Origin of the sequence: Microbacterium sp. Cr-K32, assembly GCF_000708345.1 — a bacterium.
In the GTDB taxonomy this organism is placed as follows: domain Bacteria; phylum Actinomycetota; class Actinomycetes; order Actinomycetales; family Microbacteriaceae; genus Microbacterium; species Microbacterium maritypicum_A.
In genome coordinates this window covers 24,283-48,105 of the sequence record NZ_JARD01000023.1, presented here as the reverse complement: position 1 = coordinate 48,105, position 23,823 = coordinate 24,283, and the positions used below count along the sequence as shown (strand labels likewise).

Annotated in this window: 22 protein-coding genes; 7 read left to right on the top strand and 15 right to left on the bottom strand. The window is 68.7% G+C overall.

The window, feature by feature from the left end; all coding sequences use genetic code 11:
* Nucleotides 1-17 precede the first annotated feature (17 nt).
* The 5 genes from GZ64_RS0112550 to GZ64_RS0112530 form a co-directional block, all read right to left on the bottom strand.
* A complete protein-coding gene (locus GZ64_RS0112550; RefSeq protein ID WP_051668025.1) occupies nt 18-1,115 on the bottom strand; it encodes an ABC transporter permease in 1,098 nt (365 codons plus the stop codon).
* A gap of 2 nt (nt 1,116-1,117) precedes the next feature.
* The gene (locus tag GZ64_RS0112545; RefSeq protein WP_231479891.1) at nt 1,118-2,146 is read right to left on the bottom strand and encodes an ABC transporter permease; all 1,029 of its coding nucleotides are present in this window, start codon (nt 2,144-2,146) and stop codon (nt 1,118-1,120) included.
* Nucleotides 2,143-3,681: a sugar ABC transporter ATP-binding protein gene (locus tag GZ64_RS0112540; RefSeq protein WP_021199206.1), complete on the bottom strand. Its 1,539-nt coding sequence runs from the start codon at nt 3,679-3,681 to the stop codon at nt 2,143-2,145. Before GZ64_RS0112540 ends, GZ64_RS0112545 begins: the two co-directional genes overlap by 4 nt.
* 63 nt (nt 3,682-3,744) lie before the next feature.
* Nucleotides 3,745-4,779: an autoinducer 2 ABC transporter substrate-binding protein gene (locus GZ64_RS0112535; protein ID WP_021199207.1), complete on the bottom strand. Its 1,035-nt coding sequence runs from the start codon at nt 4,777-4,779 to the stop codon at nt 3,745-3,747.
* Nucleotides 4,780-4,951: 172 nt separating this feature from the next.
* Nucleotides 4,952-5,725 carry a DeoR/GlpR family DNA-binding transcription regulator gene (locus GZ64_RS0112530; protein WP_021199208.1) on the bottom strand — a complete coding sequence of 258 codons (774 nt, stop codon included), beginning with the start codon at nt 5,723-5,725 and terminating at the stop codon, nt 4,952-4,954.
* Nucleotides 5,726-5,850: 125 nt separating this feature from the next.
* Here GZ64_RS0112530 and GZ64_RS0112525 point away from each other — a divergent pair, with 125 nt between their 5' ends.
* Nucleotides 5,851-6,669: a BtpA/SgcQ family protein gene (locus GZ64_RS0112525; RefSeq protein ID WP_029266892.1), complete on the top strand. Its 819-nt coding sequence runs from the start codon at nt 5,851-5,853 to the stop codon at nt 6,667-6,669.
* A 90-nt stretch (nt 6,670-6,759) separates the two neighbouring features.
* Here the strand turns inward: GZ64_RS0112525 and GZ64_RS0112520 are convergent, their stop codons facing one another.
* The gene (locus GZ64_RS0112520) at nt 6,760-7,128 is read right to left on the bottom strand and encodes a sterol carrier family protein (protein ID WP_029266890.1); all 369 of its coding nucleotides are present in this window, start codon (nt 7,126-7,128) and stop codon (nt 6,760-6,762) included.
* Nucleotides 7,129-7,177: 49 nt separating this feature from the next.
* On the opposite strand from GZ64_RS0112520, the gene GZ64_RS0112515 reads away from it, so the two are divergent.
* The 4 genes from GZ64_RS0112515 to GZ64_RS0112500 all read left to right on the top strand — a co-directional run bounded on the left by GZ64_RS0112515 (nt 7,178) and on the right by GZ64_RS0112500 (nt 11,232).
* Nucleotides 7,178-7,852 (top strand): NUDIX hydrolase, encoded by a 675-nt coding sequence (locus GZ64_RS0112515; protein WP_081859751.1) that lies wholly within the window; start codon nt 7,178-7,180, stop codon nt 7,850-7,852.
* A 43-nt stretch (nt 7,853-7,895) separates the two neighbouring features.
* Entirely contained in the window at nt 7,896-9,173 is a 1,278-nt protein-coding gene (gene purD, locus GZ64_RS0112510) for a phosphoribosylamine--glycine ligase (protein ID WP_021199212.1), read from the top strand.
* 272 nt (nt 9,174-9,445) lie between these two features.
* On the top strand, nt 9,446-9,925 hold the full coding sequence (locus GZ64_RS0112505; protein ID WP_051668023.1) for a winged helix-turn-helix transcriptional regulator: 480 nt from the start codon (nt 9,446-9,448) through the stop codon (nt 9,923-9,925).
* Nucleotides 9,922-11,232: an MFS transporter gene (locus GZ64_RS0112500; protein WP_029266887.1), complete on the top strand. Its 1,311-nt coding sequence runs from the start codon at nt 9,922-9,924 to the stop codon at nt 11,230-11,232. Before GZ64_RS0112505 ends, GZ64_RS0112500 begins: the two co-directional genes overlap by 4 nt.
* A gap of 129 nt (nt 11,233-11,361) precedes the next feature.
* Here GZ64_RS0112500 and GZ64_RS0112495 read toward each other — a convergent pair whose 3' ends face one another.
* From GZ64_RS0112495 to GZ64_RS0112470, 6 genes are all read right to left on the bottom strand, one after another.
* Nucleotides 11,362-12,090 (bottom strand): amino acid ABC transporter ATP-binding protein, encoded by a 729-nt coding sequence (locus tag GZ64_RS0112495; protein ID WP_029258788.1) that lies wholly within the window; start codon nt 12,088-12,090, stop codon nt 11,362-11,364.
* Nucleotides 12,087-13,565 (bottom strand): amino acid ABC transporter substrate-binding protein/permease, encoded by a 1,479-nt coding sequence (locus GZ64_RS0112490; RefSeq protein ID WP_021199216.1) that lies wholly within the window; start codon nt 13,563-13,565, stop codon nt 12,087-12,089. The genes GZ64_RS0112495 and GZ64_RS0112490 overlap by 4 nt, the downstream gene beginning before the upstream one ends.
* A gap of 54 nt (nt 13,566-13,619) precedes the next feature.
* Entirely contained in the window at nt 13,620-14,174 is a 555-nt protein-coding gene (locus GZ64_RS0112485; RefSeq protein WP_029266885.1) for a GNAT family N-acetyltransferase, read from the bottom strand.
* A 66-nt stretch (nt 14,175-14,240) separates the two neighbouring features.
* Complete coding sequence (locus tag GZ64_RS0112480) at nt 14,241-15,812, bottom strand: MFS transporter (RefSeq protein ID WP_269320247.1); 1,572 nt, start codon at nt 15,810-15,812, stop codon at nt 14,241-14,243.
* On the bottom strand, nt 15,809-16,435 hold the full coding sequence (locus tag GZ64_RS0112475; protein WP_029266881.1) for a PadR family transcriptional regulator: 627 nt from the start codon (nt 16,433-16,435) through the stop codon (nt 15,809-15,811). Before GZ64_RS0112475 ends, GZ64_RS0112480 begins: the two co-directional genes overlap by 4 nt.
* A gap of 82 nt (nt 16,436-16,517) precedes the next feature.
* Nucleotides 16,518-17,066, bottom strand: a complete 549-nt coding sequence (locus tag GZ64_RS0112470) for a GNAT family N-acetyltransferase (protein ID WP_029266879.1) — start codon at nt 17,064-17,066, stop codon at nt 16,518-16,520.
* Nucleotides 17,067-17,156: 90 nt separating this feature from the next.
* On the opposite strand from GZ64_RS0112470, the gene GZ64_RS0112465 reads away from it, so the two are divergent.
* Both GZ64_RS0112465 and GZ64_RS0112460 read left to right on the top strand, forming a co-directional pair.
* Nucleotides 17,157-18,035: a phosphoribosylaminoimidazolesuccinocarboxamide synthase gene (locus GZ64_RS0112465; protein ID WP_029266877.1), complete on the top strand. Its 879-nt coding sequence runs from the start codon at nt 17,157-17,159 to the stop codon at nt 18,033-18,035.
* A 234-nt stretch (nt 18,036-18,269) separates the two neighbouring features.
* A complete protein-coding gene (locus GZ64_RS0112460; RefSeq protein ID WP_029266875.1) occupies nt 18,270-19,598 on the top strand; it encodes a uracil-xanthine permease family protein in 1,329 nt (442 codons plus the stop codon).
* 84 nt (nt 19,599-19,682) lie between these two features.
* On the opposite strand, the gene GZ64_RS0112455 is transcribed toward GZ64_RS0112460, so the two are convergent.
* The 3 genes from GZ64_RS0112455 to GZ64_RS0112445 are packed head-to-tail and all read right to left on the bottom strand — an operon-like array spanning nt 19,683 to nt 23,823.
* Complete coding sequence (locus GZ64_RS0112455; protein WP_029266873.1) at nt 19,683-21,422, bottom strand: acetyl/propionyl/methylcrotonyl-CoA carboxylase subunit alpha; 1,740 nt, start codon at nt 21,420-21,422, stop codon at nt 19,683-19,685.
* Entirely contained in the window at nt 21,419-23,023 is a 1,605-nt protein-coding gene (locus GZ64_RS0112450) for an urea amidolyase family protein (RefSeq protein WP_029266871.1), read from the bottom strand. The genes GZ64_RS0112455 and GZ64_RS0112450 overlap by 4 nt, the downstream gene beginning before the upstream one ends.
* Nucleotides 23,023-23,823 (bottom strand): putative hydro-lyase, encoded by an 801-nt coding sequence (locus GZ64_RS0112445; RefSeq protein ID WP_029266870.1) that lies wholly within the window; start codon nt 23,821-23,823, stop codon nt 23,023-23,025. The genes GZ64_RS0112450 and GZ64_RS0112445 overlap by 1 nt, the downstream gene beginning before the upstream one ends.

The window sequence follows — 23,823 nt, the reverse complement described above, 5'->3', positions numbered from 1 at the left end:
CCTTTCGGATGCGCGGGTCAGGCCCGGGGGATCTCTGCGAGCGCGATCGTCTCGGTCTGACTGCTGGGTGCCCGGCGCGGCCTTCGTTTGACCCTCACCTGATCGAACACCATCACCGCGATCAGGATCACCCCCTGCGCGATCGCGTACTCGTAGGCCGAGAGCCGGATCGCCGTGAAGCCGGACTGCACGACCTGCAGCACGAGCGTCGCGAGGACCACTCCGGTGATGGTCGCGAACCCGCCGGTGGGGTTCGTGCCGCCGAGCACCGCGATCACGATCACGAGCAGCACGTACGACGTGCCGTAGTCGGCGCTCGCCGTCGGGTTGCGGGAGAGGAACACCAGACCCGCGATGCCGCCGAGCACACCCGTCGTCACGTACGTGCCGTAGAGCACGCTCGTGCTGCGGATGCCGGAGTACATCGCGGCCGTCGAGTTCGCCCCCTGCAGCTGTGTGCGTCGTCCGAACGGCGTACGCGTGATCAGCACCCCGATCAGAACAGCGACCACGAGGAATTCGAGGAACAGAAGAGGGATGCCGCCGACCGTCGCCTGCCCGACCGTGGAGAGCACCGCCGGGGCGCCGTAGAGCGTGGTGCCCCCGGTCCAGACGATCGCGATGCCGTTGAAGATCTGCATCGTGGCCAGCGTCGCGAGGATAGGCGTGACGCCTACCGTCGCGATCAGGAAGCCGTTGACGGCTCCCGCGAGCGCGCCGACCAGGACGCCGACCAGGGCGATGAGGCCGCCCATCGACTCGGCGGTCGCCGGATCGCTGCTGGCGATCGCCGTGAACATCGTGCTGACGGTGATCGCCGAGAGGTTCGCGATCGCCACCAGTGACAGATCGATCCCTCCGGTGAGCATGGCGAGCGCCATGGCGATGGCGAGGATGCCGACCTCGGGCGAGGCGACCATCATGTTCTGCAGGTTGATCGGATTGAGGAAGACCCTCGGGCTCAGGATCGCGAACAGTCCGAACGCGAGTGCGAACAGCACCAGCATCCGGCCGACGCCACGATTCACGTGGATACGGCCGAGCAATGACCGCACCGACCGATCGACCTGGTCGTTCATCCGGGCGAACTGCCCGGGAGGGGTCGTCTGAGGCATGGTCACTCCTTCACCGTGTCGAGGACGAACGTCCGACGAGAGGCGCGGCGGGCCATGACGGCCTGGATCCCCACGCCGATCACCAGCAGGAACCCGACGGCGGCACGCTGCCAGGCCGTGGGCACGCCCATCAGGATGAGACTGTTGTTGATGATCTGCACCAGCAGCACGCCGAGCACGGTGCCGGTGACGGTGCCGCGTCCGCCGAAGATCGAGGCCCCGCCGAGCACGACCGCGGCGATCACGTCGAGCTCGGTGCCGACCAGGTCTTGCGGGTTGGCGCTGCGCCCGAGCACGACGTGGATGAGTCCGCCGATCGCGGCGACCGCCCCGACGAGCACGTAGAGCATGATCTGCAGGCGCACGACCGGGAAGCCGGCCCGTCGCGCCCCCTCCAGGTCGCCGCCCATGGCGTAGATGCCGCGGCCGAACATCGTGCGGCGCAGAACGAACGCGGCACCGATCACGAGCAGCACGACCGGCACGATCAGCATCGGCAGATAGGCGCGGGTCGACTCGATCGAGATGAGGTTCGCCGTCGACAGCCAGGAGATGCCATCCGGCAGCTCGGCGATGTACTTGGAGCCGATGTAGGCGAGCAGCACGCCCTTGAAGATGCCCTGCGTCGCGAGAGTCACGATCAGGGTGGGGAGCCGGAACCGGGCGATCACGATGCCGTTGACGAACCCGAGGGCGCCACCGATCACGATCGCGAACGCGAGGATGCCGATCAGTCCGAAGTCGAGGGTTCCGCCCTGGGCGAGTGACACGGTCGTGTAGGCGGCGAAGATGCCGATGGCCGCGAACGACACATCGATGCCGCCGGAGATGATCACGAAGAGCACCGCGAGCGCGAAGACCATCGGCACCAGAGTGGAGCGCAGGATGGAGAACAGCGTGTGCACGCTGAAGAAGGCGGGGTTCACGGCGCACATCACGATCACCAGGACGAGGATGATGCTCGCGAGCACGAGCTCGTTCGACATGCGTCCGATGCGGGGAAGGCGGATGCGGGCGTCAGTGGCGCTCACGCGGCCATCACCTCCTGGATTCGAGGCGCGGCGATCTCGTCGCCGGCCAGTCGTGAGACGATCTCGCCGCGGCGCACCACGAGCACGCGGTTGCAGAGCGAGACGAGTTCGGGCACGTCGTCGGAGATCATGATCACGCCCATCCCGTCGTTCGCTGCCTCGCGGAGGATCTGCAGGATCTCTTCCTTCGACCCCACGTCGACACCGACCGTCGGTCCGTTCAGGATCAGCACCCGCGGCTTGGTCGCGAGCCACTTGGCCAGTACGACGCGCTGCGCATTGCCGCCGGACAGCGATCGCACGGGCGCCTCGACGCTCGGCGCCTTGATGCGCAGGCGCGAGAACAGTCGGGAGATGGTCTCGGCGGTGCGCTTTCGACTCAGCAGCACCTTGCCGACCGCGTGCTCGCTCAGGGAGCCCGCGATGATGTTGTCGGAGATCGACTTGTCGAGGAACAGGCCCTGGGTGAGCCGGTCCTCCGGCACGTATCCGATGCCCGCGTCGACGGATGCCCGGATGCTGCCTGGTCGCACGGCGCGGCCGCCGACGGTGACGGTTCCGGACTGTGGAGTGAGCAGGCCGAACAGCGCATCGGCGATCTCACCACGGCCCGAGCCGAGCAATCCGGTGAGGCCGAGGATCTCGCCCGGCTGCAGGTCGAAGGAGACATCCGTGAAGGCGCCAGGCAGATCGAGGTGCTCCACACGCAGCAGCGGCTCAGCCTCCTCGTCGACCTCGACGACGACGCGCGAGTCATCCACCGCACGGCCGGTCATGGCATGGGTGAGGGAGGCCACGTCGAACTCGTCGGCCGGACCGTTCGCGACCAGGCGCCCTGAACGCAGCACCGTGATGTCCTGCGACACCTGCAATACCTCGTCGAGCTTGTGGCTGACGAACACCAGGGCGACGCCGCGTTGCTGCAGTCGGCGCACGAGAGTGAAGAGCCGCTCGACCTCGGAGTGGGTGAGAGCCGTGGTCGGCTCATCCATGAAAATGACCCTGGCATCCTGCACGAGCGCCCGGCAGATCGCGGTGAGCTGCCGGTCGGCAACCGAGAGCCGTTCGACATCGGTGTCGAGGTCGAGGGTGAGCCCCAGCTCCTCGACGATGCGCTGCGCCTCGGGACGCCGCTTCTTCGAGCTGTAGAGCTTGCGCCGCGCGGCGATCGCGGCCGGGAGCACGATGTTCTCGGCCACGGTCAGGTTGGGGAAGAGCGAGAAGTCTTGGTAGATGACCTGGATGCCGGCGCGCAGGGCCTGCGTCGGCGAGAGATGGGTGAGCGGTTCGCCATCGAGCAGGATCTCCCCCGCCTCCGGCTTCTCGACCCCGCTGATGATCTTGATGAGCGTGGATTTGCCGCATCCGTTCTCGCCGGCCAGGCAGTGCACCCGCCCGGGGTAGAGGGTGATCGCGACGTCGTCGAGTGCGACGACCCCACCGAACACCTTCCGCACCCCTGTGACCTCGAGAACGGGCCTGGGCTCGGGTGCGTGCCCCGCCTCGGGCGCCGGCTGCGCCTGTTCTGCGTTCATGTTCTTCCTCCGGGGCGGGGCCGCACGCTGGCGACCCCGCCCTGAGTCGTGGTGGACGTCGGGTCAGAAGTCGTAGTCGTCGACGTTGTCCTTGTCGACGATGACGGCGGCGTCACCCACGTAGACGTTGTCGAAGCCGTCGAGCTTCTTCAGCGAGTTGTAGCCTTCGATGCCGAGGTCGGTGCCGTCGGTGATCTTCTCGCCGTCGACGAGCAGCTGCGCGATCTTGAGCTGCGCCTTGCCGGCCATCGCCGGGTCCCAGAAGAAGATCTTGTCGATCGAGCCGTCGACGATGTACTTCTTCGCCACGGACGGGATGCTGGTGCCCATCACGCAGACCTGATCCTCCAGACCGGCCTCCTGCACGGCGCGGGCGATACCGGCGACGTCGGTGCCGGCCGACCCCTGGAAGCCCTTGATGTCGGGGTACTTCGCGAGCAGCTCCTTCGCCCGCTGATAGGCGACGTTCTCGTCTTCCTTGCTCTCGACCGGCTCCTCGACACGTGTCAGGTCGGGGTACTCCGCCTGCTGCTGGTCGTAGGCGCCGCCCACCCAGTCCATGTGGGTCTTGGCCGTGAGGCCTCCGACGAAGGAGACGTACTGTCCCGAGTCGCCCATGCACTCGGCGAGGTTGTCCATGATCTTCGCGCCATAGGCCCGGTTGTCGAACGCCTCGATGTCGATGTCGGCGTTCTTGATGCCTGCAGCCTCGTGGGCGACGACGATGATCCCCTGGTCCCTGGCCTGCTTGAGCACGGACTCCAGCGCCTCTGGCGAGTTGGGGACGACCGTGATCGCGGCGGGCGACTGGGCGATCAGGTCCTGGATGATCTGGATCTGCTTCTCGGGGCTGGCGTCGTCCGCACCCTCCTGGCGGGCGTCGATCCCGGTTTCCTCGGCGAACTCCTTGACGCCGACCTCCATACGGTCGAACCAGCCGACACCCGAGATCTTGACTACGGTGACCATCGCGCCGTCTTCCGCGCTTCCGCCGGTATCGCCACCACCGGTGGTGCCGCCGACCTGACCGCAGCCGGCGAGGGCGAGCATCGCCACGGCACCGAATCCGACACCTGCAAGCAACTTCGTCTTACGCATGTTCCACTCCTTCGTGTGTGAACCAGTGTTAGTTTCCACCACCCCCACGGAGGAATGGGAAGAAATCTCATCGCTGTGGAACAGTAAAACGTGATCCCGCCGGTTGTCAATGCGAAATCTCACACCCGTTGCGCAACCGTTGCGCAACGGCGAGACCGAAGGAACGACGCAGCTAGAGCGCGGGAACGGCTTCGATCTGCACACCGGCCGCACGCAGGCCGACGAGCGCGGGATGGTCCACCGCTCCGTCGGTGACCAGCAGGTCGACCTCGCCGGGACCCGCGACATTCGTCAGGTGCACCCGGCCGAGCTTCGACGCGTCGGCGACGACGATGACGCGGTCACAGGCTTCGATCGCCGCGCGCTTCACCGCTCCCTCCTCGTTGCTGTAGTCGGAGAGACCGCGCTTGCCATCGACGCCGGAGACGCCCATGACGTAGACGTCGCAGTTGTAGCGCTTGAAGGCCTCGATCGACTCGGCTCCGACCAGGCTGAGTTCGCCGGGACGCACCCTCCCGCCGGTGACGAGGATCGTGGTGTTCGGCTCGTCATGGAGCTCGAGCGCGACGAGGATGCTCGGCGTGACGACCGTGAGTCCGAGGCCTTTGCCGACGATGGCCCTGGCCACCGCGAGGGCGGTGCTGCCACTGTCGAGGACGACGGTCTCGCCGTGATTGAGATGGGCGACGGCCGCTGCCGCGATATTGATCTTCTCGCGTGCGCCCATCAACGCCCGAGAGTTGAATCCGGGCTCCACCGCCGTCCCGTGGGCGGCGATCACACCACCGGTAACCCGGCGCACGCTGCCGCGCTCCTCGAGGAGTTCCAGGTCGCGCCGAATGGTCATCTCGGAGACGTCGAACTCCAGCGCGAGGGCCTTGAACTCGGCCTCCCCATCAGAGAGGACCCGCTGTTCGATCAGCGCGCGGCGCTCATGGGCTTCCATCCCGACCTCCTCGTGTGGCAGATCCCACCTTAGGCGACACGCTTGTGTGAATGAGTAACTTGTGCTTTGCTCATCGTGAATCTTTCACAGAGTTTGTGATCCATTCCGAAGAAACGAGGAAAGACATGCCCAACTGGCTCCCCGAGGTGTTCGGCACGCAGAAGCCGATCGTGGCGATGCTGCATCTGGCCCCGCTCCCCGGCGACCCCGGCTACGACACCGCGGCCGGAATGGCCGCGATCGTGAATCGCGCCAAGGGCGAGCTCGACGCGCTGCAGAGCGGCGGCGTCGATGCCGTGCTCATCTCCAACGAATTCAGCCTCCCGTACCTCACGAAGACCGAGCCGATCACCGCGATCAGCATGGCTCGCATCATCGGCGCGCTGCAGGGCGACCTCGCCGTGCCTTTCGGCGTGAACGTGCTCTGGGACGGCCGCGCCTCCATCGATCTCGCCACCGCCACCGATGCGGCGTTCGTTCGTGAGATCTTCACCGGCGTCTACGCCAGCGACTTCGGCCTCTGGAACACGAACGTCGGTGAGGTCGCGCGCCACCGACACCGCATCGGCGCATCGAACGTGAAGCTGCTGTTCAACATCGTGCCGGAGTCGGCGGCCTACCTCGCCGAGCGCGACCTCGGGTCCATCACCCGCTCCACGGTGTTCGCGACCAACCCCGATGCCCTCTGCGTCTCCGGGCTCACCGCCGGCGCCCCCACTGACACGCAGTCGCTGGCCATCGTGAAGGAGAACGCCGGAGACGTGCCGGTATTCGTCAACACCGGAGTGCGCGCCTCCAACGTCGCCGACCAGCTGGCAGTGGCCGACGGGGCCGTCGTGGGCACCTATTTCAAGCACGACGGCAGGTTCGAGAACCGCGCCGACCGCGCACGGGTGGAAGAGCTCATGGGTGCTGCGAAGGCGTTCCGGTCGCAGCTGGCCTGACACGCGACCGCCGGCCACACGGAGCCGCCCCGCGATCCTGGTGACCGCGGGGCGGCTCCGTGTGCCTCAGGCGCGTCCCGTGCGGCTGCGCTAGGGACGCACCGGCAGCACGTCGCTCAAGTCAGCGCGCGTGCCCGAAGCGTGGATGCGTCCGCCGTCTGCGGCATCCGCCCATCGCTCCGTGCCGGTGGACACGGCGATCCAGGTCGCCGCATCCATCTCGACCACGTTCGGCGGCGTGCCACGGGTGTGCCGGGGGCCCTGGATGACCTGCACCGCACCGAAGGGAGGCACTCGCACTTCCACGCTGTTGCCCGGTGCCTTCTCGTCGAGCAGCTGCAACAGATAGCGCACGGCGGTGGCGAGATCGATGCGCTGCGGCTTCACGCCCGAGGCATCCGCGGAGCGGACGGCATCGAGAGCCGCGCGTCCGTCGACGATGTCGATCTTCCTGGCCATCTCTCCAGACTACGACCGACCGCGCGCGACGAGTCCTATGCTCGGACGCATGAGCATGCATCCCCAGGGCGCCCGCGCCGAGCTGCTCGCGGCAGTCGCCGACCATTCGTGGGGCGTGCGGATCCCGCCACTCGCCGACCCGCAGAGCGCGCACGACGCGGCTGTGCTCATCCTGTTCGGCGTGCTCGATCGCATCCCCGCCCCCACGACCGACGCGGCCGTCGCCCGTGACCTCGACGTGCTGCTGCAGCGACGCGCGCCCACCCTGTCGTCCCACCCCGGTCAGGTCTCATTCCCCGGTGGACGCGTGGAGCCGGACGATGCCGACGTCGTCGCCACGGCGCTGCGCGAAGCCGAGGAGGAGACCGGGCTCGATCCGGCGGGAGTCGAGATCCTGGCCACGCTGCCGGAGATCCCGCTCGCCGCGAGCAACCATCTCGTCACGCCCGTCCTGGCATGGTGGCAGTCGCCGTCGCGGGTCGTGGCGGTCGATCACGCCGAGACGGTCGAGGTGTTCCGGGTTCCCGTCGCGCAACTGCTCGCCCCCGAGACCCGGTTCACCTCGACGATCACCCGCATGGGGCACACGTTCCGGGGCCCGGCGTTCGACGTCGACGGCACGATCGTCTGGGGCTTCACCGCGATGGTGCTCGATGCGCTCTTCGACGCGGCCGGCTGGACCGTGACCTGGGATGCTGCCGTCGAACGGACCGTCGACCTCTGAGCCCCACCGAAACCCGGAGCGCGACCCTCGGTAGTCTGGACGGGTGAAGATTCTCGTCCTCGGTTCCGGTGCCCGTGAGCACGCGATCATCCTCGCCCTGCGGGCTGAGCAGACGGAGCACGAGATCTTCGTGGCTCCCGGCAACGCCGGCATGGCACAGGATGCGAGCCCCGTCTCGCTCGATCCGCTCGACGGCGGCGCAGTCACCGCGTTCGCGCATGAGCACGCGATCGACCTCGTCGTGGTGGGCCCCGAAGCTCCGCTCGTCGCCGGAGTCGCGGATGCCCTGCGCGTCCGCGGCATCCCGGTGTTCGGACCGGGCAAGGCCGCAGCGCAGCTGGAGGGCTCGAAGTCGTTCGCGAAGCGGGTCATGGATGCCGCCGGCGTGCCCACCGGCCGTGCCGTGCGCGCCGCCACCACGGCAGAGGTCGAGAACGCGTTCGACGATCTCGGCGCTCCTTACGTCGTGAAGGCCGACGGTCTGGCTGCGGGCAAGGGCGTCATCGTCACGTCCGACCGCGCCGAGGCGCTCGCGCACGCCGAGCAGTATCTTCCCGCCGGCCCGGTGCTGATCGAGGAGTTCCTGTCCGGTCCCGAGGTCTCCCTGTTCTTCCTGAGCGACGGCGACACCGTGCGTGCGCTCAGCCCCGCCCAGGACTTCAAGCGCGCACTCGACGGCGACGCCGGCCCCAACACCGGTGGCATGGGTGCCTACTCGCCGCTGCCCTGGCTCACCGAGCAGTTCGGCAGCGAGCAGGCTTTCGTCGACGAGGTCACGCGCGACGTGGCACTTCCCGTGGTGCGCCAGCTCGACGCAGAGGGCACGCCGTTCATCGGACTCCTCTACGCGGGCCTGATCCTCACCCCCGCCGGCGTGCGCGTGATCGAGTTCAACGCGCGCTTCGGAGATCCGGAGACGCAGATCGTGCTCCCGCGACTGGTCACCCCGCTGTCGGACCTGCTGTTCGCCGCGGCCTCGGGAACCCTCGAGGATCAGCCGGATCCCGTTTTCAGCGACGATGTCGCCATCACGGTCGTGCTGGCCAGCGAGGGATACCCCGAGGCACCGCAGACCGGCCGCCCGATCGAGGGCCTCGCGGAAGCCGCAGCCGTCGAGGGCGTCCGCATCGTGCACGCCGCGACCGCGAGCCCGGATGCTCCCGGCGGATCGCTCATCGCGACGGGAGGCCGTGTACTGAACGTGGTGGCGGTGGCTTCCGACTTCCGCACCGCGCGCGACCGCGCGTACGAGGCGATCGCCCGCATTCATCTCGACGGCTCCCACTACCGCACCGACATCGCCGCTCGCGTCGCCGAGTAGCCCTCCGCGCCCCGCCCCTGCCCCGCCGTCCCGCCCCGGCCCGTCCCGCCCCCTCTGTGTGCCCCCTCCGCCGAGCGCACGGGGTCTCGACGAGTGCACGGCTTCCCGACGCGGATACCCCGTTCGCTCGGCGAGTTCCCGTGCACTCGGCAGCACCACGAGCGGGGATACGTGAGGTGCGGTCGCGCGAATTCGGGCGAATGCGGGAAGGAATCCTGCCAACGTACGGGTTCGCGATTGACACGGGGGACTTTCTTCAAGAAAGTTAGCGGATGCCGCTCCGCTCCGACTGGTCCTCTGCGACCTGCCCCATCGCCCGCACCGCCGACGTGCTCGCCGACCCCTGGGTGCTGCTCATCCTGCGCGAGCTCTTCTCCGGCCGCACGCGTTTCGATCAGCTTCGTGACGCCACCGGCGCCGCCGACTCGGTGCTCTCCCGTCGCCTGACCGCGATGGGCGAGGCCGACCTCATCGCCCGCGAAGACCCCGACGATGCGCGCAGCGGCTATCGACTCACGACCGCCGGACGCGAGACGCTTCCGATCCTGCACGCCTACGCGCGGTTCGCTCGCATCACCGACCCCGACGGGCCGTGGGGACTGACCGTGAGCTGCGGCCGCTGCGGCGATGTCTCGGACTCCGTCGACTGGTGCGCGACCTGCGCGGCACCGCTCGACGCCGGCAGCACCCGGTGGGCACGGCGCAGCATGGGCGGGGAGCCCTTCGCCCTTCTCGCCAGAGACGCGGCATGACCGCCGAATCGCTCGACGGTCCGATCGACGACCCCCTCGGCACGCGGCAGCGCCGCTTCCACCCTGCCTGGACCGTGGCCATGGTGGCCCTCATCGCGCTCATCGGCGCCGCCGGGTTCCGCGCCGCGCCCGGTGTGCTCATGGTGCCGCTCGAGGAGGAGTTCGGATGGACCACGGCGGAGCTCTCGCTCGCGGTCTCGATCAACCTGCTGCTGTACGGCCTCATCGCCCCGTTCGCGGCCGCCCTCATGCAGCGCTTCGGCATCCGCGCGGTCACGGTGGTCGCACTCTTCGTCATCGGAGCGGGCGCGGCGCTGAGCGTCTTCGTGGCGACTCCCGGCCAGCTCATCCTGACCTGGGGTGTGCTGATCGGGCTCGGCACCGGATCGATGGCCCTGGTGTTCGCCGCGACCATCACCGACACCTGGTTCGCGACCCGGCGCGGGCTCGTCTCCGGCGTGCTCACCGCCGGCAGTGCGACCGGGCAGCTGATCTTCCTCCCCGTGATCGCGGCTGCCGCGGAAGACGTCGGATGGCGCGGGGCGTCGCTCATCATCGCAGGCGGCGCCCTCGCCGTCGCGCCCCTCGTCTGGATCTTCCTGCGCAACAGACCGAGCGACCTCGGGGTCGCCCGGTACGGCGAGACCACGCCCGTCATGGCGGCGGATCCCGTTCCTCGGGGCACGGCGTGGGGTGCGGCGAAACTCGCGATCTCCACCCTGAGGGAGGCCGCTCGCACCAAGACCTTCTGGGCACTGGCGATCGGCTTCGCGATCTGCGGAGCGACGACCAACGGACTGATCGGCACGCACTTCATCCCGAGCGCGCACGACCATGGGATGGCGACGACGACCGCGGCCGGGCTGCTGGCCGTGGTGGGCGTCTTCGACATCGTCGGCACCGTGTTCTCCGGCTGGCTCACCGACCGGGTGAACCCGCGCATCCTGCTCGCCGCCTACTACGCGCTGCGCGGAGTGAGTCTGCTGTTCCTGCCGAGCCTGCTCTCGGCCGAGGTGCAACCCAGCATCATCGTGTTCATCGTGATCTACGGGCTCGACTGGGTCGCGACCGTGCCACCGACGATCGCGCTCTGCCGTGAGGTCTTCGGAGACAAGGGCCCGCTCGTGTTCGGCTGGGTGTTCGCGGCCCACCAGATCGGCGCCGGCATCGCCTCGGTCCTCGCCGGGATCGTGCGCGACCACACCGGCCAGTACACGTTCGCCTGGTTCGCCGCCGCCGGACTGTGCGCGGTCGCCGCCCTCGTCAGCGCGACCATCCGCCGCCACCCCGTATCCGTTCGCGAGTAGCTCACCCCATCCCGCACCGCACCGCACCGCACCGAGTGCACGGGAAGCTGCCGAATGCACGGCTTCTGAACGCAAACTTCCCGTGCACTCGGCGAGTACACGGGAAGTCGACGCGGATGTGCGCCAGGCTCAGAGCACCTTGGAGAGGAAGTCCTTCAGGCGTTCGTTCTTGGGCGAGCCGAAGAGCTCGGCGGGCGGGGCCTCCTCGACCACGACACCGCCGTCCATGAAGACCGTGCGGCCGGAGACCTCGCGCGCGAAGCCCATCTCGTGCGTCACCAGCACCATGGTCATGCCGCCGGACGCCAGGTCGCGGATGACCTGCAGCACCTCACCGACCATCTCGGGATCGAGCGCGCTCGTGGCCTCATCGAACAGCATGATCTCGGGGTCCATCGCGAGCGCACGCGCGATCGCGACGCGCTGCTTCTGACCACCGGACAGGGATGCGGGCTTCGCATCGGCCTTCTCCGAGAGACCGACCCGCTCCAGGAGCGACAGCGCCCGCTCACGGGCCTCGGCCTTCGTCATCTTCCCGCACTCCACCGGCGCGAGGGTGATGTTCTCGAGCACCGTCATGTGCGGGAACAGGTTGAAGTGCTGGAACACCATGCCGATGCGCTGGCGCACCTCGTCGAGCTTCACGCTCTTGTCGGTCAGGTCGACGCCGTCGATGATGACGTGTCCCGACGTGGGCTCCTCGAGCTTGTTGAGGCAGCGCAGCAGCGTGGACTTGCCCGACCCCGACGGACCGATGACCGCGACGACCTCGCCGTCTTCCACCGAGAGGTTGATGCCCTTGAGCACCTCGTTGTCTCCGAACGACTTGTGCAGGTCCTGCACCACGATCTTGCTCATGCGTTGAACGTCCTCTCCAGGCGGTTCGCGAGCAGCGTCAGCAGCGTGATCACGACGAAGTAGATGATGGCGACGATCGTCAGCACCTGTGCCGACAGGTACGTCGAGGCGATGATCTGGCGAGAGACGAACGTCAGTTCCGCCAGGCCGATCACACTGATCAGCGAGGTGTCCTTCAGCGTGATGATGCCCTGGTTGACGAACGACGGGATCATGATGCGGAACGCCTGCGGGAGCACGACCTTCTGCATGGTCTTCCAGTGGCCGAGACCCAACGAGCGCGAGGCCTCGTTCTGTCCGGGATCGACCGCCTGGATGCCTCCGCGGATGATCTCGGTCATGTACGCGCCCGTGTTGAGCGAGAGCGTGATCGCTCCGGCGACGAACGGGTTGAACGTGAGGCCAGGGAACAGCTGCGGGATCGCGAAGAACACGAAGAACGCCTGGATGAGGATCGGCGTCCCGCGGAACACGTAGACGTAGGCCGTCGCGATCCAGCGGAACGGTGCGAACTTCGAGACCCGGCCGAAGCCGAAGATGAGCCCGAGGATGAAGGCGGCCACGATGGCGACGATCGTCGCGAGGATCGTCAGCCACAGGCCTTCCATGAGCGCGGGCCAGTACTGCACCGCGACCGAGATGATGTCGGTCGGCTGCGACGATTCCTCGCCGCCCGCCAGGTACGTGTCGACGATCTTGTCGTACTCGCCCGAAGACTTGAGGTTCGCGAGTCCGGCGTTGAACATCTCGATCAGTTCGGGGTTCTGCCCCTTGTTCACCGCGAAGCCGTACTCGCCGCCGAGCTCGGGCTCACCGATCAGGCGGAAGCCGGAACCCTGCTGGATGCCGTAGGCCAGCACCGGGAAGTCCTCGAAGTAGCCGACCGCCTGGCCGGCCTTCACGGCATCCACCATGTCGGTCGTGTCCTGGTACGGGGTGACCTTGAAGCCGTACTCGTCCTTGTTCTCGTCGGCGAAGGTCTGCCCCTGCGTGCCGGTCTTCACGGCCACGGCCTTGCCGTCGAGGTCATCGAGCGACTGGATGTCGCTCGACTCGAGCACGCCGAGCTGGATGCCGCTGGTGAAGTAGGGCTCGCTGAAGTCGAAGGTCTTCTGTCGCTCCTCGGTGATCGACATGCCGGCCATGACCGCGTCGACCTGGTTCGACTGCAGCGCCTGCACCGCGGCGTCGAATCCGAGCTGGCGGATCTCGACCTCGAAGCCCTGGTCCTTCGCGATCGCGCGGAGCAGGTCCATGTCGATGCCGACGAGGTTGCCGTCCTTGTCGGTGAACTCGAACGGCGCGAAGGTCGTGTCGGTGCCGATGACGTACTTGTCGCCGTCGCTCGCGGCGGTGGCGGGGGCGGCTCCGGCGAGGAGCGCTCCGACGGCGACGAAGGCGACGAGCGCGGCCGCACCGGCGGTGCGCATCGATCGGCGCAGGCGGCCCGCCGCGGCGGATGGATTTCGGATCACGACGTGTGCTCCTCGGGTCGACAGCAGCGACCGGACGACCGCCGAGGATCTACCCTAGCTCGCGGCGAGTCGGGTCCCCGAAATATCGATCCAGTACCGCCGCACGCGGGGCCGCCCGGCCTCCGGCGCATCGATCACGTCTTCGAGCTCGCCACCGGCGCCCTCGATGGTGCGGATGGACCCGATGTTGTCGTCATCGCAGGTGAGCATCACGCGTTCGTACCCCTCCACCTTCGCCTGGCGGAGAATCTGCCGCATCGCCTCGCGCACGATCCCTTCGCGGCGACGGGAAGGGATCACCGAATAGCCGATGTGGCCACCGAAGCGACGCAGGTAGTCGTTGAGCTCGCGGCGGAAGGAGAGGAAGCCGACCACCTGGTCCCCCTCGGTGATCCAGTAGTAATCGCAGGGCACGTGGCCCTCCGGGAGAACCGCACCGGGTGTGGCGTACAGCTCTGCGCGCTCGACGAACTCCTCGAAAGCGGCCCGGTCGGGCACGAAACCCTTCTCGAGACCGCCCCCGTCGACGTGTCCGCCCTCGAACTCGCCCACTGCGGCGGCCCAGGATTCGAAGAGGTCGGTGGTCGGTCGAGAGAGTGCGATCGTCATCGCCCGATGACACCAGAAAGGGGCCGGGTCCGCAAACCGACGGACACGACCCCTTCCCGGGTTCGACTACTCGGCCCGCACGGCCGCGGGTGCCGCCGCCTCCGTCTTGTCGTAACGACCGAGGAACAGCGAGGCGATCAGGGCGACCGCCATGACGCACGCCGGCAGCAGGATCGACTGCGACATCCCCGCCGCGAACCCTTCGGCCACCTGGGGCGGCAGCGATCCGCCGGTCGAGATGCCCGCCGGGGCGTCGGCGAGGCCCGGAAGGTTCGCCTCGAGACGCGACTGCATGAACGCGGCGATGGATGCCGAGCCGATCACCGACCCGATGGTCCTGGTCGTGTTGTAGATGCCGGCGCCCGCCCCCGCCTGACGCGGCGGCAGCTTGCGCGTCGCCGTGGTGGCGAGCGGACCCCACATGCCGGCGTTGCCGATGCCCATCAGCGCAGAGGGAAGCAGGAACATCCAGATCGGGGTGTCCATGTTGATCAGTGCCGAGTACCAGACCAGCGCTCCGGCGACGCAGAGCAGGCCGGGGATGAGGATGATGCGCGGATCGACCCGGTCGAGCAACTTGCCCGCGGCCGGGGCGAGCACACCCGAGAGCACCGCCATCGGGATCAGGAGCAGTGCCGCTTCGGTGGGCGTGAGTCCACGTGCGGTCTGCAAGAAGAACATCATCGGCAGCGACATGCTCGTCACCGTGAAGCCGACGGCGGCGATCGCCACGTTCGCGCCCGAGAAGTTGCGGTCGCGGAACAGGTCGAGCGGCACCAGCGGCTCGCTGCGGGTCTTGGCCTGCTGGAAGATGAACAACCCGAGCACCACGAGACCGACGATGATCAGGCTCCATACCGAGATCGGCCCCCAGATCACACCCCAGTCGTACTTCTCGCCCTCCTGGAGTCCGAACACGATGAGGAACAGCGCCACGGCGCTCAGCACCACACCCACGATGTCGAACCGGTGCGGATGCGTCGCGAGCTTGGGCACCAGACGCCAGGCGAGCACGAAGGCGACGATGCCGACCGGGATGTTCACGAAGAAGATCCACTCCCAGCCGAAGCCGTCGACGAGCAGACCGCCCACGAGGGGACCGACGAGAGTCGCGACACCAGCGGTCGCCCCCCAGAGACCCATCGCGGCGCCGCGGCGCTCGGGCGGGAAGGTGCGGGTGATCACGGCCATGGTCTGCGGCGTCATGAACGCCGCTCCGAGACCCTGCACCGCGCGGGCGACGATCAGGCCCTCGAGTGTGGTCGACAGTCCGCACCACAGCGACGCGAGGGTGAAGACCGCGAGGCCGATCAGGTAGATGTTCTTCGGGCCGAAGCGGTCACCGAGGCGTCCGGTGATCAGCAGCGGCACCGCATAGGCGAGCAGGTAGGCGCTCGTGACCCACACGACGTTGTCGAGATTGTTCGTGTTCGGGTCGAGCGCCGCCTTGATGGCCGGGTTCGCGACCGACACGATCGTGGTGTCGACGAGGATCATGAAGAAGCCGATGACCAGCGCCCAGAGGGCGGGCCAGGGGCTCGTGGGCTTGTGCCCCACGGAATAGGTGCCGGTCGACGGACCGGAGGTCGAGGGCGTGGACACCGGGGGGCGGTCTCCGTCGCGAGGGGTATCTGTCATTGCTGTGCGGCCTTTCGCTGAGCGCGGTAGCGGTCTGAGTTCTGGAATGCCGTGGGACCCCACGGCAGGACTTCGGTCTGGAGACGGTCCAGGAGGGTGTCGAGCCAGCGCAGCTCGGCGTCCAGCAGTGCCTCCTGACGCTCGATCTCGACGAGCACCTGCTCGGGCACGCTCTTCTCCCTGGCCGCCCGCAGGCCGTCACGGTGCCGCGCGTGATCGCCGACGAGCGCCACCCGCCGCTCCTGCAGGAGGTCGATCACCTCCGGCCTCTCGAGGTTATGGGCCTCGGCGAGCGCGATACGGAAGTCGGCAGGTCGGTCGATGCGGGGCAGCTCGCGCCGCACCCACGTGACGACCGCGTCGCGTCCGGCATCCGTCAGGGAGTAGGTCGTGCGCTCCGGACGATTGCCCTCGCGGTCGATGCCGAGCTCATCGATCAGCCCGGCACGATGCAGCCGGGACACCGTGTGGTAGAGCGTCCCGTTGGTGATCGTGATCAGGCGATCATCGTGGCGGGCCCGCATGAGCCGCACCATCTCGTAGGGGTGCATGTCGCCCTCGCGCAGCAACGCGAGCACCATCACCCCCATGGGGGTGAGTCGGTCGACGGCATCCTTCTTCATGTCCCCACCTCAAATAGTCCATGTGGACTATACGCCCCCCAACGGACACCGACAAGACCGACATCCGCGGTCCCTCAGCTGATCAGCCCAGAGCGGCCGCGAGCTGCGTCGCGGTGAGGGGTCGGTCCGCGTAGACGAGCCGCATCACCGCAGGATCGGGGTTGCCGACATCCGGCGCGCGATGCACGAGGCGGAGGCCCAGCTTCTCCGCGACGTGCGCCGACGCCCGGTTGTGCTCCACGAGATAGGCGATGACCGGTCGATCGGGGTCGACGAGCCGCGCCTGCTCGATGCCGGCGCGCGCCAGCTCGGTCGCATACCCGTGCCCGTGCTGGTCGGCCGCGATGCGGTAGCCGACGTTCCACACCTCGCCGCGAAGCAACGTGCAGCCGCCGTTCCCGATGATCTCGCCCGTGTCGCGCAGACGTGCCACCCATGATCCGAGTCCCGCCTGCTCCCAGCTGCGGTCCCAACGCCTCATCATGTCGAGAGTCGCGGCGGGGTCGGTGTGTCGAAGGCTCGGGAAGTGCGTCCACACCCGCGGATCGTTCTGGATCGCGAAGATCGCATCGAGGTCGGCCTCCACCGCCCGCGACAGACGGAGCCGGTCGGTGAAGATGTCGTCAGCCACGCCTCCACGCTAGACACCGGCTCCGACACCCGTCGGCGCGACCCACGGACGCGGGCGATCGCGGTCGCACGGAACCGGGATAATAGGCGGGTGAGCACACCTTCAGAAGGCACGGCACAGAGCATTCCCGGCTGGCGGCACATCTACTCGGGCAAGGTCCGCGACCTGTACGCCTCGGAAGACCCGGCGGACACCCGCATCCTCGTCGTGGCCTCCGACCGCGTGAGCGCCTTCGACTTCGTGCTCTCCCCCGGCATCACCGACAAGGGCGCTCTGCTGACACGGCTGAGCCGCTGGTGGTTCGCTCAGCTCTCCGACTTCCCCAACCACATCGCCGCGGGCGAGCTGCCCGAGGCCGTCGCCGATCGCGCCATGCTCGCGCAGTCGCTCGAGATGCTGCCGATCGAGTGCGTCGTGCGCGGCTACATCACCGGTTCCGGCTGGGTCGAGTACCAGGAGAGCGGCACCGTGTGCGGCATTCCGCTCCCGGCCGGCCTGCAGAACGGCGATCGGCTGCCCGAGCCGCTGTTCACCCCGGCGTACAAGGCCCCGATGGGCGAGCACGACGAGAACATCACGTTCGAGCGCGCCGTCGAGCTCGTCGGCGCCGAGCGGGCGGCCGAACTACGCGACACCTCCCTGGCGATCTACACGGCTGCGGCCGCCATCGCTGAGGAGAAGGGCCTGATCCTCGCCGACACCAAGTTCGAGTTCGGGACGGATGCCGACGGCACCCTGCGCCTGGCCGACGAGGTGCTCACGAGCGACTCCTCCCGGTACTGGGACGCCGAGGCCTGGCGCACCGGCACCACGCCGAGCGCGCGCATGGCGAGCTTCGACAAGCAGATCGTGCGCGACTGGCTGGCCGCGAACTGGGACCAGCAGGGCGAGCCGCCGCTGCTTCCGGACGACGTGGTCGCGCGCACCGCCGACCGCTACCGCGAGCTGATCGAGCGCCTCGGCGCCTGACTCGCGACCGTCGAGGCCACTCGTCACGCAGGTCCGCGCACCGGTCCGCGGACCGGTCCGCGGACGGATGCATGACGACCGGACAGATGCATGACCATCGGCTGCGCGCCCCTCATGCATCCTTCATCCGCTCCTGCACCTGAGCGCAGGTCGGCGCCCGCGCTCAGGAAAAACTCAGGAATCGGTAGTGTTGCTCCAGCACTCCTGCCATCCCCCGAACCTTGAGGAGCCCGCATGGCCCTGTGGAAGCTGCACGGAAACGGCCGCACGGTCGAGCCCGGTGCCGTCGTCCGTCCCGACGAGCGCCTGAACTGGCCCGCGACGATCGCGATCGGTCTCCAGCACGTCGTGGCGATGTTCGGCGCGACGTTCCTGGTGCCGATCATCACCGGGTTCCCGGTCGCCACCACGTTGCTCTTCAGCGGTGTGGGCACGATCCTGTTCCTGCTGGTCACCCGCAACAAGCTGCCCAGTTACCTGGGTTCGTCGTTCGCGTTCATCGCGCCGGTGACCGCAGCGACCGCGTCCGCGAACATGGGCACCGCCCTGGCCGGGATCGTCGCCGTCGGCGTGCTGCTGGCGATCATCGGCGTCGTGGTGCACACGGTCGGGGTGAAGTGGGTGGACCGCTTCCTGCCGCCGGTACTCGCCGGAACGATCGTCGCCCTCATCGGTTTCAACCTCGCGGGCGCAGCGCACAACAACTACGCCGCAGCGCCGGTGACCGCGACCTTCACCCTCGCCATCACCATTCTCTTCGCCGTCGTCTTCCGCGGCTTCCTCGGCCGCATCTCGATCTTCCTCGGCGTCATCGCGGGGTACATCTTCGCGGCGTTCCGCGGTGAGCTCGACTTCGCAGCCGTCGAGAAGGCGGACTGGGTCGGCCTTCCGACCTTCACCTTCCCGAACTTCACCGAGCCCGGCACGCTCACGGCGCTTGCGATGTTCCTCCCGGTCGTTCTCGTTCTGATCGCCGAGAACGTCGGCCACGTCCGCGGTGTCGCGACCATGACCGGAGACGCGACGGTGAACCAGCAGACAGGCAAGGCGCTGATCGCGGACGGCGTCTCGACGACCCTCGCCGGCTTCTCCGGCGGTTCCGGCACGACGACCTACGGCGAGAACATCGGCGTGATGGCGTCCACCCGCGTCTACTCGACCGCCGCCTACTGGGTGGCGGGCACGGCCGCGATCCTGCTCAGCCTCTCCCCGAAGTTCGGCGAAGTCATCAACTCGGTGCCCGCCGGTGTGCTCGGCGGCGTGACGACGGCGCTCTACGGTCTGATCGGGGTCATCGGCATCAAGATCTGGGTCGACAACCGCGTCGACTTCTCGCGCCCGGTCAACCAGTACACGGCGGCCGTCGCGCTGATCATGGCGGTCGGCGGCTTCATGATCAAGGACGAGGCTTCCGGCTTCGAACTCGGCGGCATCGTCATCGCCACGGTGGCTGCGATCCTCATCTACCACCTCGGCAACCTGATCGCGCGCCTGCGCAAGACCGGTGCCGACGACCCGAAGCCGCTCGAGGCGGTCGGTCCGCTCGGCGGCGACCCCGAGTAGGCCGCGCCGCGCACAGACGGAGATCCCGGATGCCTCTCGTGAGGCATCCGGGATCTCTGCGTTTCGGGTGGTGCGCCAGAACGCTCAGTCGATGACCGCGAGCACCCCATCGGCGGCGACCATCGCGGACAGCTCGACCCGCTGAGACAGCGATCCGGATCTGTGGGAGATCACCGTGGTCTCCATCTTCATGGCGTCGAGGACCGCGACCGGCTCTCCCTCCGCGACCTGGGTGCCGTCGTCGACGAGCCAGCGCACCAGCGTGCCCGGCACCGGTGCGCGCAGTTCGGTCGGCTCGGACGTGGGCGCTGCGGGCGCGGGGGCAGCCGGACGACCGAGGCCCGACAGCAGCCCGGCCGGGAGACCCAGCATCACGCGTCGGCCGTCGATCTCGACAGGGAAGCGCTGCAGTGCGGAGTCCGACACGGCCGCCGGCCGCGACTGCGTCTCCAGCTTCGGCAGCAGGGAGCTCTCGATCCACTGCGTGTGCACCGCGAAGGTCGCCGTACCGAACGCCCTCTCGTCGAGCGCCATCACGTCGAACGGGATCACCGTCGCCGGCCCCTCGACGGTCAGCTCACGCAGAGCCCGCCGCGCCCGCACGATGGCCGCATCGCGGGACTCGGCGTGCACGATCAGCTTGGCGATCATCGAGTCGAAGGCCGGCTGCACGACGTCGCCCTCTTCGATGCCGCTGTCCCAGCGCACGCCGGGTCCGCCGGGGATCCGCAGTCTCTCGACACGACCGGGGCTCGGCAGGAAGCCGCGCCCGGGGTCCTCGGCATTGATGCGGAACTCGAACGCGTGCCCGATGGGTGCCGGCGTCTCGACGAAGGACGGACCTTCCCCGAACGCGATGCGGAACTGCTCGCGCACCAGGTCGGTTCCGGTGACCTCCTCGGTGACCGGATGCTCCACCTGAAGCCTTGTGTTCACCTCGAGGAACGAGATGGTGCCGTCGGCCGCGAGCAGGAACTCCACGGTGCCGGCCCCGCGGTACTCCACCTCGCCGCAGATCGACCGTGCCGCGTCGTGGAAACGCGTCCGCTGTTCGACGGAGAGTCCCGGCGCCGGCGCCTCCTCGATGAGCTTCTGGTTGCGACGCTGCATCGAGCAGTCGCGGTCGCCGACCACCACGACACCGCCGCGCCCGTCGCCGAGCACCTGCACCTCGATGTGCCGCGGGCTCTCGAGGAAGCGCTCCACGAAGCACTCTCCGCGACCGAATGCCGCGATCGCCTCGCGAGTGGCCGCGTCGAAAGCCGCCGCGACCTCGGACAGCTCACGCACCACCTTGAGCCCGCGGCCGCCACCGCCGAACGCCGCCTTGATCGCGATGGGGAGTCCGTGTTCCTCGGCGAACGCCACCGCCTCCTCAGGTCCGGCCAGCGGCTCGTCGGTACCGGCGGCGAGCGGCGCTCCGACCCGCTGCGCTATACGGCGAGCGGTCATCTTGTCGCCGAGTGCGTCGATGCTCTCGGGCGACGGCCCGATCCAGACCAGCCCGGCATCCTCGACGGCCCGTGCGAACGCGGCGCTCTCCGAGAGGAAGCCGTACCCGGGGTGCACGGCGGTCGCATCCGCCCGGCGCGCGGCGGCGAGCAGCGCCTCGATGGAAAGATACGTGTCGGCCCCCGTTGCTCCCGCCAGGCCCACGGCCTCATCGGCCAGGCGCACGTGCAGGGCGTCGGCATCCTGATCCGCATAGACCGCGACCGAGGTGTATCCGGCCTCGGCGCAGGCGCGGACGACGCGCACCGCGATCTCCCCGCGGTTGGCGATCAGGACCCTCTGCGTGGTCGGCTCGGTCGACACGGTGGTCATGAGGACTCCTTGACGGTGAAACGAAGACGCACTCCCGGAGCCAGTTGACCGGCGAGGTCGAGGCTGCGGTCCGTGAGGGCGCCGATGATGGGGTATCCCCCGGTGAGCGGATGATCCGGCAGGAACAGGACGGGCTGCCCATCGGGCGGCACCTGGACGGCCCCCGTGACAGCACCCTCGCTCGGCAGTTCACCACCGACCGCGCGCTCCAGGGGCACCTCCCCCTGGAGCCTGATGCCGACGCGATCCGAACGCGGCGTGACGGTCCACTCCTGTCCGGTGAGGGTCGCGAGCGCGTGCGCCGTGAACCAGTCGTCCCGAGGGCCGAGCGTGATCTCGAGGTCGACGAGCTCTCCCGAGGCAGGGAGCTCGCGCGGCAGCGCATCGGGCTCGACGGGATGCGGCGCCGCGCCGCCGACCGGGACGACGGCACCTGCCACGAGCGCTTCCGGGCCGAGCCCGGCGAGGGTGTCCGCCGCACGGCTGCCCAGTGCGGGCACCGCATCCAGGCCTCCTCGCACGGCGACGACGTAGCGCAGCCCGCGCTCGGGGTGACCGAGGGTCAGTTCGTCGCCGTCGACGGTGGCGAAGGGCTCACCGTGCGCCACGGAACGAACGGTGCCGCCGACCTCGGTCAGGCGGAGCGCGCCGATCGCGCCGGCGACCGCGGCGACGCCGGCTCCCCGGAACCGCAGGACCGCTCCTCCGACGCTCTCGAGCACCGCGGCGTCGCGCGCATTGCCCACGGCACGGTTCGCGTCGTGCATGGCCCGGCGGTCCGCAGCCCCGGATGCCGAGACGCCGAGTGCCGCATAGCCCGGGCGCCCGGCGTCCTGCACGAGCAGCTGCAGCGACGGGCGGACCACCTCGACGGCAGCTCCCGCGCCGAAACCCAGACCATCCGCATCCGTCGCGGAGTGTTGCGCCGCGACGCGCGGTGCGTGCGTCGGGTCGTCTCCGTTTCGGCCCGGGTGACCGCCCTCCAGCCGAGCGGCCTCCCGCACCTGCGCGAACCGCACCGCCGTCCCGGGCGACAGCAGCGCGGGAGGGTTCCGCTCGATGTCCCACATCACGGCGTCCGTGCGTCCGATGAGCTGCCATCCGCCCGGGCTCTCGCGCGGGTAGACGCCGGTGAACTGCCCGGCGAGCGCGACCGAGCCGGCGGGCACGCGTGTGCGCGGCGACGATCGGCGCGGCACGTCGAACAGGGGATCGCTGCTCACGACGTATCCGAAACCGGGGGCGAAACCGGAGAACGCCACCCGCCAGTCCGCGGCGAGGTGCCTGTTGACGAGTTCCTCCGCCGAGACGCCCAACAGCGATGCCGCCTCGTCGAGGTCTTCGCCGTCGTACCGCACCGGTACGGTGACCTCGCCGGTGCCCGGCGGATGCGCGGTGTCGATCTCGGTCGCGGCCAGCACCGCTGAGAGATCGGCGGCCGAGACCCGGACCGGATCGAAGCGCACGAGCACGGTGCGGGCGCCGGGGATGCGCTCGACGATGCCGGGCACGCCCTCCCACGCGAGGTTCAGGCGCATCGCCTCGTCGAGGTCGGATGCCTCGACGAGGAGAGCGTGATCGGATGCCGTGAGGATGCGCATCAGACGAGGTACTCCGCATCCGGAACATCGGTGATGAACATGTACCCGGGCGCGTGCGTGATCGCGAACGGCGGCCTCGAGGCCATGATCGCGGCCTGTGGGGTGACACCGCAGGCCCAGAAGACGGGCACTTCGCCGTCGCGCACCTCGGGAGCATCCCCGAAGTCGGGATGCGCCAGGTCGTGGATGCCGAGCGATGCCGGGTCGCCGATGTGCACCGGAGCGCCGTGCACCGCGGGAGTGCGGCCGGAGATCTGCACGGCATCCGCGACGCGAGCCGCGGGGATCGGACGCATCGAGACGACCATCTCTCCGCGCAGTCGTCCGGCGGGCGCGCACGACACGGAGGTGCGGTACATGGGCACGTTCCGGCCGAGCTCCTGATGGCGGATCGGGATCCCTGCCCGTACGAGTCCGGATTCGAAGGTGAAGCTGCATCCGATGAGGAAAGCCACGAGGTCGGGATGCTCCGCCCAGGCCGCAGTCGCGTCGGCGACCTCCTCGACCAGCTCCCCCTCGCGCCAGATGCGGTACCGGCCGATGTCGGTGCGGATGTCGCTGCCGGGCGCGAGCCGTGACTCCACCGCGCCCTGCTCGATCACCTCGAGCACCGGGCACGGCTTCGGGTTCCGCTGCGCGAAGAGCAGCATCTCGAAGGCCCAGTCGGCCGGCACCGCGATGAGGTTCGCCTGGGTCAGCCCGACCGCGACTCCGCTGGTCGGCTCGGCGTGACCGGCCCGGATCGCGGCGCGAGCAGCGCGTGCGTCGGCGAGTTGGTCGGCGGTGGCGAGAACGGTCAT

Bases quoted from the DNA above. Each gene is read 5' to 3' on its own strand.
- GZ64_RS0112550 (WP_051668025.1), bottom strand. From the start codon at position 1,115: ATGCCTCAGACGACCCCTCCCGGGCAGTTCGCCCGGATGAACGACCAG.
- GZ64_RS0112540 (WP_021199206.1), bottom strand. From the start codon at position 3,681: ATGAACGCAGAACAGGCGCAGCCGGCGCCCGAGGCGGGGCACGCACCC.
- GZ64_RS0112535 (WP_021199207.1), bottom strand. From the start codon at position 4,779: ATGCGTAAGACGAAGTTGCTTGCAGGTGTCGGATTCGGTGCCGTGGCG.
- GZ64_RS0112530 (WP_021199208.1), bottom strand. From the start codon at position 5,725: ATGGAAGCCCATGAGCGCCGCGCGCTGATCGAACAGCGGGTCCTCTCT.
- GZ64_RS0112525 (WP_029266892.1), top strand. From the start codon at position 5,851: ATGCCCAACTGGCTCCCCGAGGTGTTCGGCACGCAGAAGCCGATCGTG.
- GZ64_RS0112520 (WP_029266890.1), bottom strand. From the start codon at position 7,128: ATGGCCAGGAAGATCGACATCGTCGACGGACGCGCGGCTCTCGATGCC.
- GZ64_RS0112515 (WP_081859751.1), top strand. From the start codon at position 7,178: ATGAGCATGCATCCCCAGGGCGCCCGCGCCGAGCTGCTCGCGGCAGTC.
- GZ64_RS0112505 (WP_051668023.1), top strand. From the start codon at position 9,446: ATGCCGCTCCGCTCCGACTGGTCCTCTGCGACCTGCCCCATCGCCCGC.
- GZ64_RS0112500 (WP_029266887.1), top strand. From the start codon at position 9,922: ATGACCGCCGAATCGCTCGACGGTCCGATCGACGACCCCCTCGGCACG.
- GZ64_RS0112495 (WP_029258788.1), bottom strand. From the start codon at position 12,090: ATGAGCAAGATCGTGGTGCAGGACCTGCACAAGTCGTTCGGAGACAAC.
- GZ64_RS0112485 (WP_029266885.1), bottom strand. From the start codon at position 14,174: ATGACGATCGCACTCTCTCGACCGACCACCGACCTCTTCGAATCCTGG.
- GZ64_RS0112480 (WP_269320247.1), bottom strand. From the start codon at position 15,812: ATGACAGATACCCCTCGCGACGGAGACCGCCCCCCGGTGTCCACGCCC.
- GZ64_RS0112475 (WP_029266881.1), bottom strand. From the start codon at position 16,435: ATGAAGAAGGATGCCGTCGACCGACTCACCCCCATGGGGGTGATGGTG.
- GZ64_RS0112460 (WP_029266875.1), top strand. From the start codon at position 18,270: ATGGCCCTGTGGAAGCTGCACGGAAACGGCCGCACGGTCGAGCCCGGT.
- GZ64_RS0112455 (WP_029266873.1), bottom strand. From the start codon at position 21,422: ATGACCACCGTGTCGACCGAGCCGACCACGCAGAGGGTCCTGATCGCC.
- GZ64_RS0112450 (WP_029266871.1), bottom strand. From the start codon at position 23,023: ATGCGCATCCTCACGGCATCCGATCACGCTCTCCTCGTCGAGGCATCC.
- GZ64_RS0112445 (WP_029266870.1), bottom strand. From the start codon at position 23,823: ATGACCGTTCTCGCCACCGCCGACCAACTCGCCGACGCACGCGCTGCT.